Raw genomic sequence first — 17,290 nt, 5'->3', positions numbered from 1 at the left:
AAGCTGCTTATAGATAACTTTCGATTCTCGGGATATTCATTTTTTTCAACGAATACTGATATACCGGCCTACCGATTCCATAGACCAAGGTTTCATCCACAACCCCGATTTCTTTCAAAAACCTCAGGTACTTTCTAATCGACACCCGTGAAATGGACGTCACCTCCGCTATATCATCTGTTGAAAATGACTCTTCTTCGAAACTGACAAGCTCTTGATAAATAGACGCCAATGTACTTCTCGCCAACCCTTTAGGAAGGGACATCTTCTCCCGGGTTTCCTGGACATCCCGTAATAAAAGCAAATCCAGTTCGCCCTGTTCGATGGTAGAATGCTTTTGAAGCATGTGATTACTCTCCCGGTAAGACGTCAACGCTTTTTTAAACCGTTCAAATTCAAAGGGCTTGATTAAATAGTCCACAACGCCCATCCTGAGGGCACTTTGAATATTTTCTACTTCTGATGCCGCTGTGATGAGGATGACATCCATTTCCCGCTGTTCCATGCGTATTTGCTCCAATAAATCCATTCCCGTTTGCTTCCCGGGCAAATAAACATCCAATAATATCAAATCGACCTTGAACTCATTTATCTTCTCCAAGGCATCTTCAATGGAATTCGAAATGCCGATTAAATGAAATCCATCGATCTCTTCCAGATACCTTTGATTAAACCGGGCCACCATTGGATCATCTTCCACGATCAATACATTAATCACCCTTCATCCCCTCCTTATATGAAGCTTGAACAATCATGGTCGTTCCCGAACCTTCCTTCGATTCAACATGCAGCGTCCCATTCAGTTTACCGATACTCTCTTTCACTAGGAACAGACCGTAGCCGCGCCCTTCTCCCTTAGAAGAATACCCCTTGATAAAAATATCCTCTACCATATCATCCGGCATCCCTATTCCTGTATCCGTCACTACCATTTCAAACTGGCCATCCTGATAAAATATCTCCATCAACACTTCCTTTTCGTCACAATCCATCGTTGCATCAATACTGTTATCCAATAGGTTTCCAATGACGGTTATCAGCTCATGGGTAACAGCAGGGTCCCTTGGTTCCGGAAGAAAGTCGTGGCATTCGATGGTTAACGAAACGTTCTTTTCCCTCGCATAGCTTAGTTTCCCCATGATAAAACCGGCAAGGGCAGGGTCTTTCACTTTCGAGGTCACCATGCTCACTTCGTCGACACGGAAGGAAACAAGTTCTTTCACATACCGGTCTAAATGACTGTAATCCTTCATCTTTACGAGTCCCAGAATCACATGCATCTTATTCATGAATTCATGTGACTGAGCCCGGAGAGCTTCCGCATATGATTTTACACCGGTTAGTTGTTTAGCTAATTGATTCACTTCCGTCTTATCACGGAAGGTAGAGATCGCTCCGACTACTTCATCATTGACGATTAATGGAACCCTGTTCACGAGTATCGATACCCCGTTGATCGTCTGCTCCTCGTCAAGCTCGGGTTTCCCCGTCTCCATCACCCGTTCAAGACGGGTGTGCGGCATGTATTCCTTAATGGGCATACCTATCGGATCGGAGCTCAGTCCAGCTTTATTGAAAATTTTCAGCGCTGATTTATTCACAAGGGAAATGGTAGTATCCTTATTCACGGCCACCACTCCTTCATGGACCGACTGAAGCATCGTATTCCGCTCCTCTAAAATCTTCGCGATTGCAAAGGGTTCATGACCAAATAAAATTCTCTTTATGTACCGGGCAATGATGACAGCGCCTACGATCCCCACAATGATTCCGAAAGCCGACCCCAATAAAATATTGTAGTGGCTTTGATTCAGCGCTTCTTCTACACTTTCCAAGGAAATCCCGACAGACACTGCCCCGATCTGTTCGTGTTTCTCATTGTATACGGGAGAAAAAGCCCTGACAGACTTACCAAGCGTGCCCTCAGAAATGGACAGGCTTTCTTTTCCTTCCAACACATCTTTCTCGTCCCCACCGACAAAGTGCTTGCCAATTCGGTCGGAATCGGGATGTGATTTCCGTATGCCCTCCATATCCATCACCACAACAAACAGGACCTCTGCTGATTCTTGGATATCCAAAGCGTATTCTTGAATGCTGTCTTCGTTTTCTTGATTCTGAAGGCCGGTCTTCACAATCGTGGAATGAGCAACCGTCCTTGAAACAATCTTGGCTTTTTCTTCGATATTCGTTTCAATATTATCATTGATCGTCCTTGTAATCAGCAGATCGGTTATGACAAGGGAAACGAGGACAACGACACAGACGAAAAGAATGATGATGGTACTTAGTTTAAGCTTTTGCATTTTCACGGGAGTCACTCCTGTGCAGTTTGGTATGACTGTTAATTTTACATGAATTCTGGTTTTATGATAGACCCCCGTAAATAAAGAGGCTCCACGGGAACCTCTTTTTGATAAAAAGATGTTAGAAATAGTTCACCAAAACCTTTATGGGAGAAATCTTTCCGGTAAGTTCTTCAAAACACTCGGGCAGTTCTTCAAATGTGATCGTTTTCTCAAACAGCTCGCGTAAGCGGGAATCCTTGTCTTTGATCTGCTCAAAATACCATTTAGAATGTTGCTCATAATCCCATCCATCACTTGCCCCTGCAACCTTAAGCTCTTTGCGGAAAAAGTCAGGTTGCAGAATAAATGATTCCTTATTCCCGTCGGATAATATGCATATTTCACCTTCATACTTAAGCGACTTTTGCAGTATCTTAAATGCATCGTTAAACCCCGAGCACTCTAATGCATAATCATAGAAATCACTTGGGCATTCACTTTGATCTTTATAGACGGTTTTCGCCCCCAATTTCTTTGCTAATTCGCCTCTGAAGCTATGAGGTTCTACCATATCAATGTGACTGACCTTCATATATTCCTTCAGATAGTAGATGGTCAATAGACCCATCGTTCCGGCACCTGTAACCAAAACCCGATCGTTCCCTTTCGGATTCAATTTAAGCACACCTTTTGCTGCATCACATGACAAAATCACAAGCAATGCCTCTTGATGGGGAATATCTTCCGGAACGAAAATGGCCTTACTCTCCTTTACGATCCCATAATCCTTATGCCCATAAAATGCAACCGCCCGGTCCCCTATTTTAAAGCCTTTGACTGCCTCACCTGTGGCTATCACTTCTCCAACACTTTCATACCCGGTTTCTTTAGGGTAAGTCGGCGGAAGGTCAGTGGGATCCGTTTCATTGTATTGAGGAAGTTCTGCCCCGATGCTGATGGCTCCTGCAACAGTTTTAATAAGAATCTCATCTTCATTGAGTGGTGGTATGGTTTGTGTCGTCCACTGTAATGTTTTTTTCGCTGTTAGTTCAAGTGATGTTTGTATCATGTCGCATTTCCTTTCATTCAATATTTCCTCCAGTTTATCAGATAGTCTTTACGCCCGGCTCTTAATAGAGTCATCAGGCAATCCAGAATCGTATTATCCTTGGGTATAGAGGCAATCAGTGTCTTGCTTCATTTCGCTTTAGCAATGCAATCATTAAAAGTAGGACACCATTTAACGTCAACATCCCAACCAGAAGTTTTATGATGAATGCAATATCGGGCGCGTATAGATTGATTGAACGCCAGGGAGCAGAGAAGAAATAACACAATAGGGGAATGATTCCTATCGCAAGAAGCAAGGACAATGATCCGATGAATATCCATACTCTATTCTTAATGGAAGCTTTCGTTCTGAGTCGGGATAAAATCCAAAAGCATATTAAAAAAAGAAAACCTGTGATGAAAGAGACTATCCATTGTAAGTGATGATTAACCGGCTTCACTTCCGGCATTGTCCCATTTTCCAAAATCGTCTTGATACCATCCCTCATCTTTACAGTTGAAAGGACTTCTGAAAAGTTGTTTTTGTTTGTGAGTAAGATAAATCCATAGTGCCCATTGGGATTTATGAATAGTTCTGACCGCGAATCGGGTGTTTCCCCGCCATGGAAATAGTAAGAATCCTCTGCCCTTGTGGAGATTCTCCAGCCATAACCGTAATACATATCTTCTTTTCTATGAACTTGTGGAGAAGTATACATAGAGAAGGTTTTCTCTGAGAGCAATTCTCCGCCTCCGTCCATCATAAATCTTATGAACTTCGATATATCATCTGAAGTGGAGACCATATACCCGTATGGGACCCCGCTATCATCCATAAAACCTTTACTTTTTATCGGCTTACCGAACCATGTTTGAAACCCTGGCTGATACCCTAATTCTTGAGCATCTCTAAAATTCGATGCAGTCTTACTCATTCCAATTCTATTAAAAATTTCATCATACATAAAAGTAGCAAATGGCTGATTCGTTACATTCTCTACTATTTTTGCCAAAAGTAAATAATTTGCAGGGCTATATTCATGCACTTCCCCGGGTTCATGTTTTAAAGAAACACCACTCAGTTCCTGAACAGCTCTAGCTATTGCATCTTCTCCTCGAAGATTGCGGTCAGATAGAACCAATCCATCGTAAGAGCTAATCCCGCTTGTATGCGTTAGCAACTGCCTAATGGTCACTTCCTGATAGGAGCTATCCTGCCTATAATGGAAGTGTGGTAAGTATTGAGATATTTCTTGGTCTAGGTCCACCTTTCCATCATCTACTAACTTCATGATAGCGAGGCTGGTTATGGGCTTGCTGACAGAACCAATCGTAAACATGGTGTCCTTTGTTACGGGTGCCCCATTACTCTGTTCCCCGTACCCTGCTTGAAATATGAGTTTGTCATCCTGCACAATGGCTAATGAAGCTCCTGGAATCTTATACTTTTTCAATGAATCTATCATAAATTCATTGATGAGCTCTGCTTTAGTCATCTCTCCACGAACATGTGAAGAAATGGGAAGAACAATGCAACAAACCAAACATATAGAAATAAGTATTTTTTTCAAGGTCGTAGTCCCCTTTCTTACTGAATTGTCGGAAGAACAATGATACTTTTCATAAATTTACCAATAAATGCATCATCATACTAACGACCAGAGGACTATCTCATAGTGAGACTTGGGGCGTAAGGAAAAGAAATCTGTATATGATAGTTTTATTTCCAAAAATGCATCTCCACCAGTCCACCACCATAAAAAAGATCCGCCACGAGAGCCAAGCTCGCTCCACAGCAGATCTGCTACTCACATAAAACCTCAATCAGTCAAAACGTTCGATTCACTTTCCCTTAAACTCCGGCTTCCTCTTCTGACTGAATGCCAGTAAAGCCTCCACCCGGTCTTCAGTGGGGATCGTGATTTCATATGCTTTTCTCTCAATCTGCAAACCTGTCTGCAGGTCCACGTTCATCCCATTCTTAACGGCAAATTTAGCCTGCTGCAGTGCAACCGGGCCATTCGCTAACATAGGTTCCACGAATCCATGGACTTCACCCATGAAATTTTCTTTTTCTGCTACCTTTGTAACAAGTCCGATTTCCAATGCTTCTTCTGAAGTTAAACGTTTAGCAGTGAGGATAAGTTCGAGGGCTTTGGATTCACCGACCAGTCGCGGCAAACGTTGAGTGCCTCCTGCTCCCGGAATGATGGCCAGGCTTGTTTCGGTCAGTCCCATTGTCGTGCCCGCTACAGCTATTCGGAAATCGCATGCAAGGGCAAGTTCCATCCCTCCCCCGAATGCGTACCCGTTCATAGCAGCGATGGTCGGCTGCGGAAGGGTGGCGACAGATTGGAAGACCTCTCCGATTTTGTAGACGTTTCGGATGACCTGCTGTTCAGTCAAGGTCTTTCTTTCTTTAAGATCCGCTCCGACTGAGAAAGCTTTTTCTCCACTTCCAGTAAAAATGACGACCCGGACGTCCGGGTTGATGCGGAGTGCTTCGACAACCTGCTGCAGTTCGTTCAGTGTATCATAGTTAAAGGCGTTCATTGCATCCGGCCTGTTGATGGTGACCGTTGCAACGTTGCCCTTTTGATGTAGTAAAATGGATTCCATGTTTGTTCTCCCCTTTGTATAAGTGTTTCCTCCTTATGTATGATTCGACACGAATCGAGAAAACCCTTTCATTTTTTATAAGGTATGAACACTTCCTTCGTGAATGCATAGACTGTTCGTGACATCTACCCATAAAGGAGCTGTATGCTATTATGTATCATCCTTATAATCAAAACCCTTACTTCCAGCATCAACAGACTGCCCATTACAATAATCAGTACTACCGTGAAACGAAAAGCCTTCCGGATCAGTGGGTCGAATATATCCAACCACTCGTAACCCGTGCCTTATCAGAAGTGGAAGAAGGCATCAACCTTACCCACCTCTTCCAGGAATTTATCTTATCAGGTGTATTGGTCGGGCAGGGATTCACTCCAGATCAGGCAATTGAACAGGTCGAGACGTGGGAAAAAGGTGAATCAAAGCTATTACAGGCCAGTAAAGCTATGAAATGAAACAAAAAGATGCTCAGTGATCCACTGAACATCTTCTTTGTTTATGATTGAAGCACTTGCTCTTTCAGCGCTCTTCTCAAGATTTTCCCTGTTGTGTTCTTCGGCAGTTCATCCAGGAACTCGATGGAAGCCGGAAGCTTGTACTTCGCAAGATGCTCTTTGCAATACTCCAGCACATCTTGTTCTGTCAGGGTTGAATCGCTTTTTACAACATAGCTGTTGACGGCTTCACCAAGTTCGGGATGCGGGACACCGATGACCGCTGCTTCCACGATACCGGGATGATTGTAAAGCACTTCTTCGACCTCACGAGGGTAAACATTGTAACCCCCTACAATAATCAGCTCTTTTTTACGGTCCACAATGTAGAAATAGCCATCTTCATCCATGCGGGCAAGGTCTCCTGTATATAACCAGCCGTCGCGGATCGTTGCGGCGGTTTCTTCTTCCATTTTGTAATAGCCCTTCATAACATTCGGGCCTTTGACGATCAGTTCGCCGACCTCTCCGACAGGTACTTCTTCTCCCATTTCATCGACGACTTTATTTTCGAGGTTCATGATGGATGTTCCGATCGATCCCGGTTTCCTTGGTCGATCCAGCGGGTTGAAGCATGTCACAGGTGACGCTTCGGATAACCCATACCCTTCAGAAATCATGACATTGAATTTCTTTTCAAAATTTTTCAAGAGAGCCACCGGCAGGGAAGCGCCGCCTGAAATACAGAGCCGAAGAGATGATAAATCTTCAGGGTTTCCATCAGGGTACTGGAACAGGAAGTTGTACATGGTCGGTACTCCGGCGAATACGGTTGGTTGATAAGCCTTTGATAATTCAAAAATGGCCTTTGGACTGAAGCGTGGAACGATTAACAGGGTGGCTCCTCTCAAAAGCGGTGCATTCAGGACCACTGTTAAACAGAAGACATGGAACATTGGCAGAGCGGTAATGACGGTATCATCTTCATTCATTCGTAAATAACTGCCCACGTCGGTCGCATTGGAATAAATATTTTTATGTGTGAGCATGGCGCCTTTCGGTTTACCCGTCGTCCCGGAAGTATAAAGAATGATGGCTATTTCATTCTCATCCACTGTCTCTCCTTTAAATGCAGGGTCCCCTTTCCCCAAAACACTTGTAAACGATTTCATTTTAGGGTACACCAGAGAAATTTTTTCTAAATCAATGTCCTTCGCCCGTTCATCTCTTGATTCACACAGGATGAAGTGCTCCACATCCGATAACAGATGCTGCATTTTTTCAATCAATGGCACGAGCAGATCAAGTGTGAGAATGGCCTTCACATCACCATTTTTCAGAATGTAGCCAATCTCATCCGGAGTATAAATCGGATTGATCGGAATGACCTTTAATCCAAGACGCAGTGCTCCATATAATCCGATGACAAAATGCGGTGAATTCCCCAATACAAGCGCGATATGATCTCCTTTTTTCAGACCCAATTGCTCTAAACCGCTTGCAAATTTCGATACAGCACCATTCAATTCCCCGTATGTACTTGAAGTATTCAAGAAATGATAGGCTGTTTTATCTGCTTTCTCTTGAGCGATTTGATCTAACCGTGTAGCAATATTCAATTGTTTCCCTCCCCTTTTTAATAAACTGAATGAATGATCATTCATCAAACTATTAAAAGTATTCAAAATATATTCTATATAAAGAATAGTATTAATACAAGTATATTGATATAAAAAAACCGCCCAATTTGGACGGTTCTTCCATTTAAATCAATACACCAAATCAACGAATTCATCCATCGTGATATTACCGAAATAGTGTTGAATATCAACACCTACCAATGCCCCGGCAATGTCTTTTCGCTCATAGCGTATACCGGCAAGCTTTTCTTCAATGTCCTCTACATTTCCCACCCCGAAGAAATCACCAAAGATTTTACAGTTATCGATCTTCCCTTTATTCACTTCGAGGCGGACATCGATGGAACCGACCGGGAAGCGGTGGGAATGCTGAAGATTGAATTTTGGTGATTTCCCATAGTTCCAATCCCAGTTCTGATAGCGTTCTTTTGAGAGTTCATGGATATTCTTCCAATCTTCTTCCGTCAGGACATATTCTTCTGCGTCGCTTCCTTCGAAGATAAAATCAAGAAGGGTTGAGCGGAACTCTTCTATGCTCATTTGTTCAGTCAGGAATTCAGAGATATTGGCCACACGGCTCCGGATTGATTTGATTCCTTTTGATTCAATCTTGTCTTTTTTCACCCGTAGAGCGGACACGACGTTTTCCATTTCGGAATCGAACAGCAGCGTTCCGTGACTGAACATCCGACCTTTCGTTGAGAACTGGGCATTCCCCGAGATCTTTCTGCCTTCTGCGATGATATCGTTACGACCGCTCAGCTCAGCTTTTACCCCGAGTTTGTGGAGAGCCGTTACAACTGGCTCAGTGAATTTCTTGAAATTGTGAAAGCTCTCCCCATCATCTTTCGTAATAAAGCTGAAGTTCAGGTTCCCCAGGTCATGATACACGGCTCCCCCACCGGAAAGGCGGCGTACGACGTGAAGTCCCTGTTTCTCCACGTAATCTGTATTGATCTCTTCGATTGTATTTTGATTCTTTCCGATGATGATGGAAGGTTCATTGATGTAAAATAATAAATAACTCTCATTAATATCTAAGTTCTTCAATGCATATTCTTCTATAGCAAGATTGATCCGCGGATCTGTGATTCCTTTATTATCAATAAATAACATCGTGTTTCCTCCTAAATTTCTACTACCATATCTTTTTTTGCTAATGATACGTGACCGCTATAAATCGTTTTTGCTTCTGTAATTAACTGCTCCAGGTCGCCGAAATGAGGTAAATGGGTGAGGATTAGGTTCCCGGCACTGGTTAACTGAGCAAGTTTCCCGGCGTCGAGACTAGTCATATGACCAGCGTTCGATGCATCCATCTCCCCATAGAAATTGCATTCACAGAGAAGCACGTCAGCATCCTGTCCGAATGAAATAAATTCTTCCCTGAAGGCGGAATCTGCTGTATAAAAGAGGGATTTCCCATCTGCTTCGATCCTCATCCCATAACATGGAACGGGGTGCTTTGATTTCACAAACGTTACGGTGAAGGGACCAACAGATAAAGTAGAGTCCTCAGTATACTCATGGGCTGTCATTAAATCTTTGTATGTAAGGGAATTATATCCTTGCTGATCTTCCCGATGGGCATATACAGGTAATGGACCTTTATTTTTCCCCAAGAAGTATTGAATCAATAAAGCGTGTTGTAGTACACCTATATCTGCAACATGATCTGGATGATAGTGGGACAGAAGGACTGCATCTAACTCTGTAGGTTCTATATGATGTTGAAGTTGGGATAGTACACCACTTCCACAGTCAATAAGCAGTTTAAAGCCATTAGCTTCAAGTAAATACCCGGTGCTCGCTTCTCCTGCTTTCGGATATCCGCCCCATTGACCAATAACGGTTAACTTCATATTTGAACATCGCCTTTCACTTTAGTCTGTACCCCTACTATACTTCATTGTGCCTATTTTTTCATTTTTTCCGCCCATTTTAGAATTAATTATTGACGAAACTCATACTGTTATAATACAATAAAATAAATTAACACATCAGTTATATAACACGAACAATTGATGGGTGAATACAAATTTACGGAGGGTGATGAACATGGTAAAAAATATTGTTGAGTTCTTTCGAAATTTGCCGCCTAAGTCTTGTGCACAATGTGGAGATACAATTGAGGAGCAGCATGAATGCTACGGCATTTATTGCGAGAAATGTACGACTGACTACGAATACTAAGCACATGAAAATCAAGGGGTACTAAAAAGGATGCTCTTTCAAAATGAAGAGCATCCTTTTTATGATTATTGTACGTCCACTGTTTCCATCGTGTGTTCGTGAATTTCTTCTCCTTTGGTTACATGGACCTGTACATTATATGACCCTTTCTCCGGGAATGTATAGGATCCTTTATATTCTCCGCTTTCACCTTCAGTCAGATCCACCCATTCATGCTTTTCTTGACCATCCTGATAAATTTCAAAACGGACTCTGGCTTCTTCCAGTGCGACTTCTTTATTTTCTACATGCACCATCATTTCCGCTTCTTCACCCGCAGTAATACTGTCAGGCTTCATCAAATGGATGGTAACGGTGCTTTCATGGTCGCCATGGTGGTGATCTTCACCCGCTTCCTCATGATCGCCCTCTTCTACTTCTCCAATGGCAATTTCTGTCTTCGGCATCGTATGCATGTCCCTGGCGGTTACATGAACCTGTACTGTATACAGACCGTCTTCTTGAAACGTCTTTTCTGCTTTATAAAGTCCGCCTTTTTCGTGCTTGGCCTCGATCATTTGGCTTTCATCTTTCTGACCGTTTTTCCAGATCTCATATTTCACTTCACCGGCATCGTCGACGTTCTCATCACCTTGAGTGACTTTCGTGGAAAGGGAAACCGGTTCACCTTTTTCTCCTTTTTCAGGCACGTCTAACTTTGCATCGATCGCTTCCAGTTTTTCATCTTTATTTGCTCCGTTATCTTCTTTTGAATTTCCGCATGCAGCGATAAATAATGCGAGGAAACCTACCAGCAATAATAAGCTTATTTTCTTCATGACAACATTCTCCTTTAGGCATTCTCTTTTCATGTATCACCATTATGTACCTCTCACCATTTAGTATACACGTTCATGTTTACTCGGGGTTTGTCCATTTTATGAAGAAAAAACGACAGATGTGTGTGACATCTGCCGTTTTCCCCTTATGCTTCTACTGTTTTCGAATATTGCTTCTTGAATAATCCTACAAAGAATACAGCTGTCAATGCAACGAACACAATGAAGTATCCCAGCAGGATGAAGAGGTTTTGCCACATGAAGGCAAAGTCTCCACTTGAAATGACCGCCTTGAACGCTGACACCGAGTACGTCATCGGTAACAGTGCACTGATTGGCTGTAATGCAGTCGGAATCAATTCAAGTGGGAATGTACCTGCACTCGTCGTCAATTGCAGAATCAGAATGATGATGGCGACGAATCGTCCCGGATCACCCAGTACCGTCACAAGCATTTGAATCAATGCCAGGAATGTAAGACTTGTAATAATAGTAGAAAGTAAGAATAATGGTACACTTTTTACTTCAAGACCCAATCCAAAGAGTAAAATGGCTGCTGCTATCAGTGATTGGATGATCCCCACTGTCGTAAGGACAGTAAATTTCCCCATGAACCAGCTCATTCCGCTTGATGGACGGTCGGATGGTTCGCGGAGCGGATACACAATAGAGATTAATAATGCCCCTACGAATAGTCCAAGAGATAAGAAATAAGGAGCAAATCCTGTTCCATAGTTTGGAACATGATTGATTTTCTCATTTTTCACATCGACTGGACCCGCCATCATGTCATACGTATCGTCATCCGCTTTGACACTATTGGCTTCTTTTGCTGCGTCCTTTAATTTCGATTCGTATTCCGTTGTCCCGTCTGATAGTTTCGTTGAACCGTTTGCGAGCTCAGTGGAACCATCGGCGAGTTTCCTGGATCCGTCTGCAAGCTGATTGGATCCATCATATACCCGGTTAAGGCCTGAGCTCAGTTCATTCGCCCCTGAAGCAAGACCTACCGTTCCCTGGTATACGTCTCCAAGTTTCTGATTTAATAATCCGTAGTTTTCCACCACTTTATTTTGACCGGCAACAAGTTGATTGGAACCTTCGTCAAGCTGTGCTGATCCGGCCACGAGCTGATCGACGCCGCCCTGGAGTTTCTTCTGGCCATCATTTAATGCACCGATTCCACCCGCGAGAGAGTTTGCTCCTTTTTGAAGTTCAACGGCACCATTACTTAAAGCCCCGGTACCTGTCTGAAGTCCCGATGCACCCTGCTTGATTTGGTCGATGGCTGCCTGAAGTTCAGCCTTCTTTTCTTCCGGAAGGCTTCCCATGAATGGAGTCAATTCTTCTTCAAGCTTTGAAGCCCCGTCCCCAATCGCTTGAGCGCCTGCTTGCGCGCTATCGGCTCCACCTTTCAGGTCACCGATTTTTTCTGCAAGGGTCTGTGAACCTGCCTGCAATTTAGCCGTATTGTCCACGGCACTATCAAGCCCGGCGTCCACTTGCTCCAAACCTGCCTTGCTTTTATCGATTCCGGCAGCAAGGGAATTCAACCCGGATTGAACATCCTGCGTCCCTTTATATAATTGCTGGGATTTATCCGTCATGACGCCGACACCGTCAGATAGTTCCTGAGAACCATTTGCCAGTTTCTCGGCACCTGCACGGGTTTTAGCCACGCCGTCTGTCATCTCGACGTTCTTTTCAGCAAGAACAGCTAGATTGTCCTTTAGCTTCTTGGCACCTTGAGAAAGATCAATGGCCCCATTGTTGATTTCCCCTGCTTTGTCACTGGCAGTCTGGAAACCATCTCCCATTTCCTGAATTTTATCAAACATTGTTTCTGCATACGTTTCTGAAACGGATGTAGAAAGACTCGCTTTGATCTCTTTCATCGCCGTATCCCCAATTTGAGCAGATAAGAAGTTAAAGCTCTCATTCGGGACATATTTTAAAGAAAGCTTTTGAGGATTTTCCTCTAACAACGTAGTACCGTTTTCAGAGAAGTCCTCTGGAATTTCCACAAGCATATAATAGTCTTGTTTCTCCAGATTCTTATATCCTTCTTTTTTATCGACGAAATGAAAATCGAACTGATCGCTTTCCTTCAGCTTATCAACAAGATCCGATCCGATATGCAACTCCTTACCATCAAACTCTGCCCCCTGGTCACTATTCACCACAGCTACAGGAAGATCTGAAAGCTGCTCGTATGGATCCCAGAATGCCCACAGGAACATTCCGCTGTACAGTACAGGAATAAAGAGTACGGCTAGTATTGGAATGAGCAGCTTCTTGTTGCGAAAAATCGCTTTGAATTCTGAACCAATAAATGATTTCTTCATATTATCCTCCTATTATTATTCAAAGAATTGAACTATTGACCAATAAACCCAAACGGTCATTGAAAGGCAAAAAATAAATGACTATTTCATTCATTTGGTCATTTTTTCCTAAAAATGAAGGACTATCAATTTGATAACCCTTTAATGATATATAGCTCAAACAGATTGGCTATTTCATCTTTATCAAGTGGACCATGTGTACGTTCCCAATCGAAGATCAATGAAACGTATAGCTTCAATAGGACGAATGCCGTCATTTCCGGGTTGCAGGGCTTAATCGCTCCTGAGGCAATGGCTTTTTCAATCCGTTGACTCAAGAATTCTATGACCACTTTTTCCATCCGGTCAATGACCTCGGATACAGCAGGTGTTCCCATTTCACGGGCTTCCTGATATAGCTTGATCGTCAGCTTATGCTCTTTGCGAAATTCGAGAAGACGAAACAACGCACGGTGGACATTTTCAGAAAATGTAGCTTCCGGATCAATCACTTCTTCTGCTTCAAAGGTCATCTCATTAATTAAAGATGAAACGATCTCGTCGAACAATTCTTCCTTATTCTTAAAGAACGTATAAATCGTTCCTTTGCCCACATTCGCTATTTTAGCTACTTGATCCATCGTCGTGGCTTTATATCCAAACAAAGAAAAAGAATTGGTAGCTGCCTCGAGGATCTGTTTCTTTCGATCAATCGCCATGAACTCACTCCTCCCATATGACTGTTTGACTAGATTTGTAATTTAGTCATTTTGTTAACATTGATAAATTTATCACATCTTCAATCATTACACAAGTGATATTTTTCATTTTCTTTATCCCCGTTCTTTCATATCGAATAAGCCCTCTTGAATAGGCTATAGGTATAAGACCGTTCAGGAGGTGTCATATGAATATTTACGTAGTAAAAAGCGGGGATTCACTCTGGTCGATCGCATCGAGGTACGGGGTTGAGGTGAACCAGATCGCTTATGGAAATCAATTAAAGAACCACAATCTACTCGTTATCGGACAAAGTCTTCTCATCCCGGAACCTTTAAAAGAATATATCGTTCAGCCAGGCGATACGTTGTATAAGATCAGTCAAAAGTATCATATGGATCCCAATGAACTACAGACATTCAACCAGATTTCTGACCCCTCTACACTATTTATCGGTCAGTTGATCGTCATGCCCGCTTTCATTCACAGGGTTCGAACAGGCGATACCCTTTATACCATTTCCTATAATTATAAAGTTCCCATGCAAGAGATTTTAAATGCGAATGCCATCTCGAATCCATCCCTTATCTACACTAATCAACAGATTCGGATCCCGAACACGAAACCGGTGATCGAGGTGAATGCATACACCACGAGGACGGACAGTCAAGGAGTAACCGAAGTGAATGGGCTGGGAAGCTACTTCACATACCTTGCTCCTTTTACTCATTCCATTACAAAAGAAGGCTCCATTACAGAACTGAACGATACCGGTCTTATTTCGGCTGCGGATAATCAAAACGTCGATCCCCTATTGGTTCTGACCAATTATGTGGACGGAAAATTCAACTCTGACCTTGTTGCAACGATTTTAAGAAGTGAAGCACTGCAAAATACGTTAATCTCTTCCATACTGAAGAAAATGGAATCGAAGGGTTATAAAGGATTGAACATTGATTTCGAATACGTTTACCCCGAAGACCGGGAAAATTATAATTCCTTTTTAAAGAGGACGGTTTCAGCATTAAAACCAAAAGGCTATTCTGTCTCGACGGCACTCGCACCGAAAATCAAGGCCGATCAAAAAGGTCTATTATACGAAGCCCATGACTATAAGGCTCACGGAGAAATTGTCGATTTTGTTGTCCTTATGACTTATGAGTGGGGATGGGCAGGGGGGAAACCATGGGCGATCGCACCCATTAATGAAGTAAAAAAAGTACTGGACTACGCCGTGACAGTCATACCCCGCAATAAAATCCTCATGGGGGCTCCCTTATATGGCCGTGACTGGAAAGTACCATGGGTGGATGGGACCTTTGCGAAATCCGTCTCTCCTCAGGGTGCCATAGACCTTGCAAGCAAATACGGGGTCCGTATTCAATACAATGACCAGTATCAGTCTCCATTTTTCAAGTATTGGGATGAAACCGGTCAGCAGCATGAAGTCTGGTTTGAAGATGCAAGAAGCATGCTGGCAAAGCAAACGGTGGTGGACGACTATAGATTAAGGGGGCTGAGCTATTGGGTTCTGGGCTCTGCCTTTCCACAGAATTGGGTGCTTCAGCATTCAAGATATCGGGTAGTGAAGTAGGATGCACCTTCATTAGAGGGTGCTTTCTTCCATCTGGAAAGTAAGACATAGAGAACATTCAGCATGCCCACCCAAAAAAAGACCACCAGTTTCCCGGCAGCCTTCAAAATAATCAGTTCAAATAATCCAACACTTTCGCTACGGTCCTCTCCCCCTGCCCGATGCAGTCGGGAATACTCAATCCATCGTATGAACTTCCAGCAATGAATACTCCCGGCAAAGCGGCCTCTGCTTGATCATACATACTTTGAATACGTTCCCTGTGCCCCACCGTGTATTGAGGCATGGAATTTTTATAGCGTGAGACGATCGTGAAATCAGGTGGACCATCGATTTCCATGATCTTACTCAAATCATCAAGCACGATTTGCTCGATGTGGTCATCGGATAAATCCACGATCGTTTCGTCCCCGGACTTGCCAAGGTAGCAACGCAATAATGCTTTTCCTTCCGAGGCCGTGTGTGGCCATTTTTTATGTGTCCATGTTCCCGCAGTCAGGGAGTAATCGCTATTTCTGGAGACCAGGAACTCTGTTCCGGCGATATCTTTTTTTATTGCCTCTTGTGAGAATCCCATTGCAACCGTCGCCACTGAGGTGGCAGGCATCTCCTTTAAGAAATGTAAGAATGGATAGGAGGGAAACATGGATTGCAATACGTGATGGGGAGTCGTCACGATGACGCTGTCTGCTTCCATTTGATCCCCGTTCGTGAAAGTGATTGTATAATCACTGCTGATCTCTTTTTCTATGTTGGTTACCTTCATGCTTTTGTATACGGTATTTGGTTCCAAACTTGCTTCCATGGCATCGATCAATGATTGGAGACCCCCGGTAAAAGTCAGGAAGTTCCCTTCTTCATTTGATTCCCCCGCTTGTCCGCTCTTCTTGATGCCGGCTATTAAACTGCGATGTTTCTGTTCCAATTCATAGAGTTGCGGAAATGTAGACATTAAGCTTAATTGATCGATATCCCCGGCGAATATGCCCGTTAAGAGCGGTTCGATCAAATGGTCAACAACTTCATCCCCCATTCTCCTCCTGAAGAATTTACCCAATGATTGATCTTCTCTTTCCTGGGAGCGTGGAAGGATAAAATCCGCTGCAGCCCTCATTTTTCCTGATAGTGAAAATAAACTTGTTGTGATGAAAGGGGCGATTTGGGTTGGAATCCCTACGATGGATCCCCCGGGAATTGGATAGAGTTCACCACCGGCTATACAGTAGGACGTGCCTTTGCGATTTCGGACGAGCTTGTCCTCCATACCCAGTTTTTCCGCTAAACGGGAGATTTCCGTTTTGCTTGATAAACAAGAATCCGGTCCCTTTTCGATAATATAGCCGTCTTTTTTGAGGGTTTGGACCTTCCCGCCCAATCGGTGGGTGGCTTCTACCAGTTTTACTTCGATGGGGAGATTTTCTTCCTTGATTTTCTGTTGCAGATAGTAGGCCGTGGTTAAACCGGTGATCCCCCCGCCTACGACTACAATCTTTTTGTTTTGTTGTTCCAACACGTTCATCGCCTTCTTTAACAAAATATCTTCATATCCAATAATAGAGAAGGACTAAAGCGTTGAGAGTGAACCCACTCGCTTCAGTCCTTCCTGAACA

The 17,290-nt window shown here is 43.3% G+C and carries 15 protein-coding genes; 3 read left to right on the top strand and 12 right to left on the bottom strand.

What is annotated here, in order from left to right:
- Nucleotides 1–7: 7 nt before the first annotated feature.
- From AC0VXY_RS07310 to AC0VXY_RS07290, 5 genes are all read right to left on the bottom strand, one after another.
- Nucleotides 8–718 carry a response regulator gene (locus tag AC0VXY_RS07310; RefSeq protein WP_475527421.1) on the bottom strand — a complete coding sequence of 237 codons (711 nt, stop codon included), beginning with the start codon at nt 716–718 and terminating at the stop codon, nt 8–10.
- Complete coding sequence (dcuS, locus tag AC0VXY_RS07305) at nt 711–2,312, bottom strand: DcuS/MalK family sensor histidine kinase (protein WP_475527420.1); 1,602 nt, start codon at nt 2,310–2,312, stop codon at nt 711–713. The genes AC0VXY_RS07310 and dcuS overlap by 8 nt, the downstream gene beginning before the upstream one ends.
- A 115-nt stretch (nt 2,313–2,427) precedes the next feature.
- Nucleotides 2,428–3,357 carry an alcohol dehydrogenase catalytic domain-containing protein gene (locus AC0VXY_RS07300; protein WP_475527419.1) on the bottom strand — a complete coding sequence of 310 codons (930 nt, stop codon included), beginning with the start codon at nt 3,355–3,357 and terminating at the stop codon, nt 2,428–2,430.
- Between the two features lie 115 nt (nt 3,358–3,472).
- A complete protein-coding gene (locus AC0VXY_RS07295; protein WP_475527418.1) occupies nt 3,473–4,834 on the bottom strand; it encodes a serine hydrolase domain-containing protein in 1,362 nt (453 codons plus the stop codon).
- A gap of 346 nt (nt 4,835–5,180) precedes the next feature.
- Nucleotides 5,181–5,957 carry an enoyl-CoA hydratase-related protein gene (locus AC0VXY_RS07290; RefSeq protein WP_475527417.1) on the bottom strand — a complete coding sequence of 259 codons (777 nt, stop codon included), beginning with the start codon at nt 5,955–5,957 and terminating at the stop codon, nt 5,181–5,183.
- A gap of 152 nt (nt 5,958–6,109) precedes the next feature.
- On the opposite strand from AC0VXY_RS07290, the gene AC0VXY_RS07285 reads away from it, so the two are divergent.
- Nucleotides 6,110–6,412, top strand: a complete 303-nt coding sequence (locus tag AC0VXY_RS07285; protein WP_475527416.1) for a hypothetical protein — start codon at nt 6,110–6,112, stop codon at nt 6,410–6,412.
- 41 nt (nt 6,413–6,453) lie between these two features.
- Here the strand turns inward: AC0VXY_RS07285 and AC0VXY_RS07280 are convergent, their stop codons facing one another.
- The 3 genes from AC0VXY_RS07280 to AC0VXY_RS07270 all read right to left on the bottom strand — a co-directional run bounded on the left by AC0VXY_RS07280 (nt 6,454) and on the right by AC0VXY_RS07270 (nt 9,893).
- Entirely contained in the window at nt 6,454–8,010 is a 1,557-nt protein-coding gene (locus tag AC0VXY_RS07280; RefSeq protein WP_475527415.1) for a fatty acid--CoA ligase family protein, read from the bottom strand.
- A gap of 150 nt (nt 8,011–8,160) precedes the next feature.
- A complete protein-coding gene (locus AC0VXY_RS07275) occupies nt 8,161–9,147 on the bottom strand; it encodes a lipoate--protein ligase (protein ID WP_435992014.1) in 987 nt (328 codons plus the stop codon).
- 11 nt (nt 9,148–9,158) lie between these two features.
- Nucleotides 9,159–9,893 (bottom strand): MBL fold metallo-hydrolase, encoded by a 735-nt coding sequence (locus AC0VXY_RS07270; protein WP_435992016.1) that lies wholly within the window; start codon nt 9,891–9,893, stop codon nt 9,159–9,161.
- A gap of 196 nt (nt 9,894–10,089) precedes the next feature.
- Between AC0VXY_RS07270 and yhfH the strand changes: the two genes are divergently transcribed.
- Nucleotides 10,090–10,224, top strand: a complete 135-nt coding sequence (yhfH, locus tag AC0VXY_RS07265; protein ID WP_079533738.1) for a protein YhfH — start codon at nt 10,090–10,092, stop codon at nt 10,222–10,224.
- Nucleotides 10,225–10,289: 65 nt separating this feature from the next.
- On the opposite strand, the gene AC0VXY_RS07260 is transcribed toward yhfH, so the two are convergent.
- The 3 genes from AC0VXY_RS07260 to AC0VXY_RS07250 all read right to left on the bottom strand — a co-directional run bounded on the left by AC0VXY_RS07260 (nt 10,290) and on the right by AC0VXY_RS07250 (nt 14,085).
- Complete coding sequence (locus AC0VXY_RS07260) at nt 10,290–11,042, bottom strand: FixH family protein (RefSeq protein ID WP_475527414.1); 753 nt, start codon at nt 11,040–11,042, stop codon at nt 10,290–10,292.
- Between the two features lie 146 nt (nt 11,043–11,188).
- Nucleotides 11,189–13,387 (bottom strand): YhgE/Pip family protein, encoded by a 2,199-nt coding sequence (locus AC0VXY_RS07255; protein ID WP_475527413.1) that lies wholly within the window; start codon nt 13,385–13,387, stop codon nt 11,189–11,191.
- A gap of 125 nt (nt 13,388–13,512) precedes the next feature.
- Nucleotides 13,513–14,085 (bottom strand): TetR/AcrR family transcriptional regulator, encoded by a 573-nt coding sequence (locus AC0VXY_RS07250; protein ID WP_475527412.1) that lies wholly within the window; start codon nt 14,083–14,085, stop codon nt 13,513–13,515.
- 188 nt (nt 14,086–14,273) lie between these two features.
- On the opposite strand from AC0VXY_RS07250, the gene AC0VXY_RS07245 reads away from it, so the two are divergent.
- On the top strand, nt 14,274–15,680 hold the full coding sequence (locus AC0VXY_RS07245; RefSeq protein ID WP_475527411.1) for a LysM peptidoglycan-binding domain-containing protein: 1,407 nt from the start codon (nt 14,274–14,276) through the stop codon (nt 15,678–15,680).
- A gap of 112 nt (nt 15,681–15,792) precedes the next feature.
- Here AC0VXY_RS07245 and hemY read toward each other — a convergent pair whose 3' ends face one another.
- On the bottom strand, nt 15,793–17,190 hold the full coding sequence (hemY, locus tag AC0VXY_RS07240; protein WP_475527834.1) for a protoporphyrinogen oxidase: 1,398 nt from the start codon (nt 17,188–17,190) through the stop codon (nt 15,793–15,795).
- Nucleotides 17,191–17,290 lie beyond the last annotated feature (100 nt).

Source organism: Rossellomorea sp. QJM3NY_18, assembly GCF_056173145.1.
This window is presented reverse-complemented; position numbering and strand designations above follow the sequence as displayed.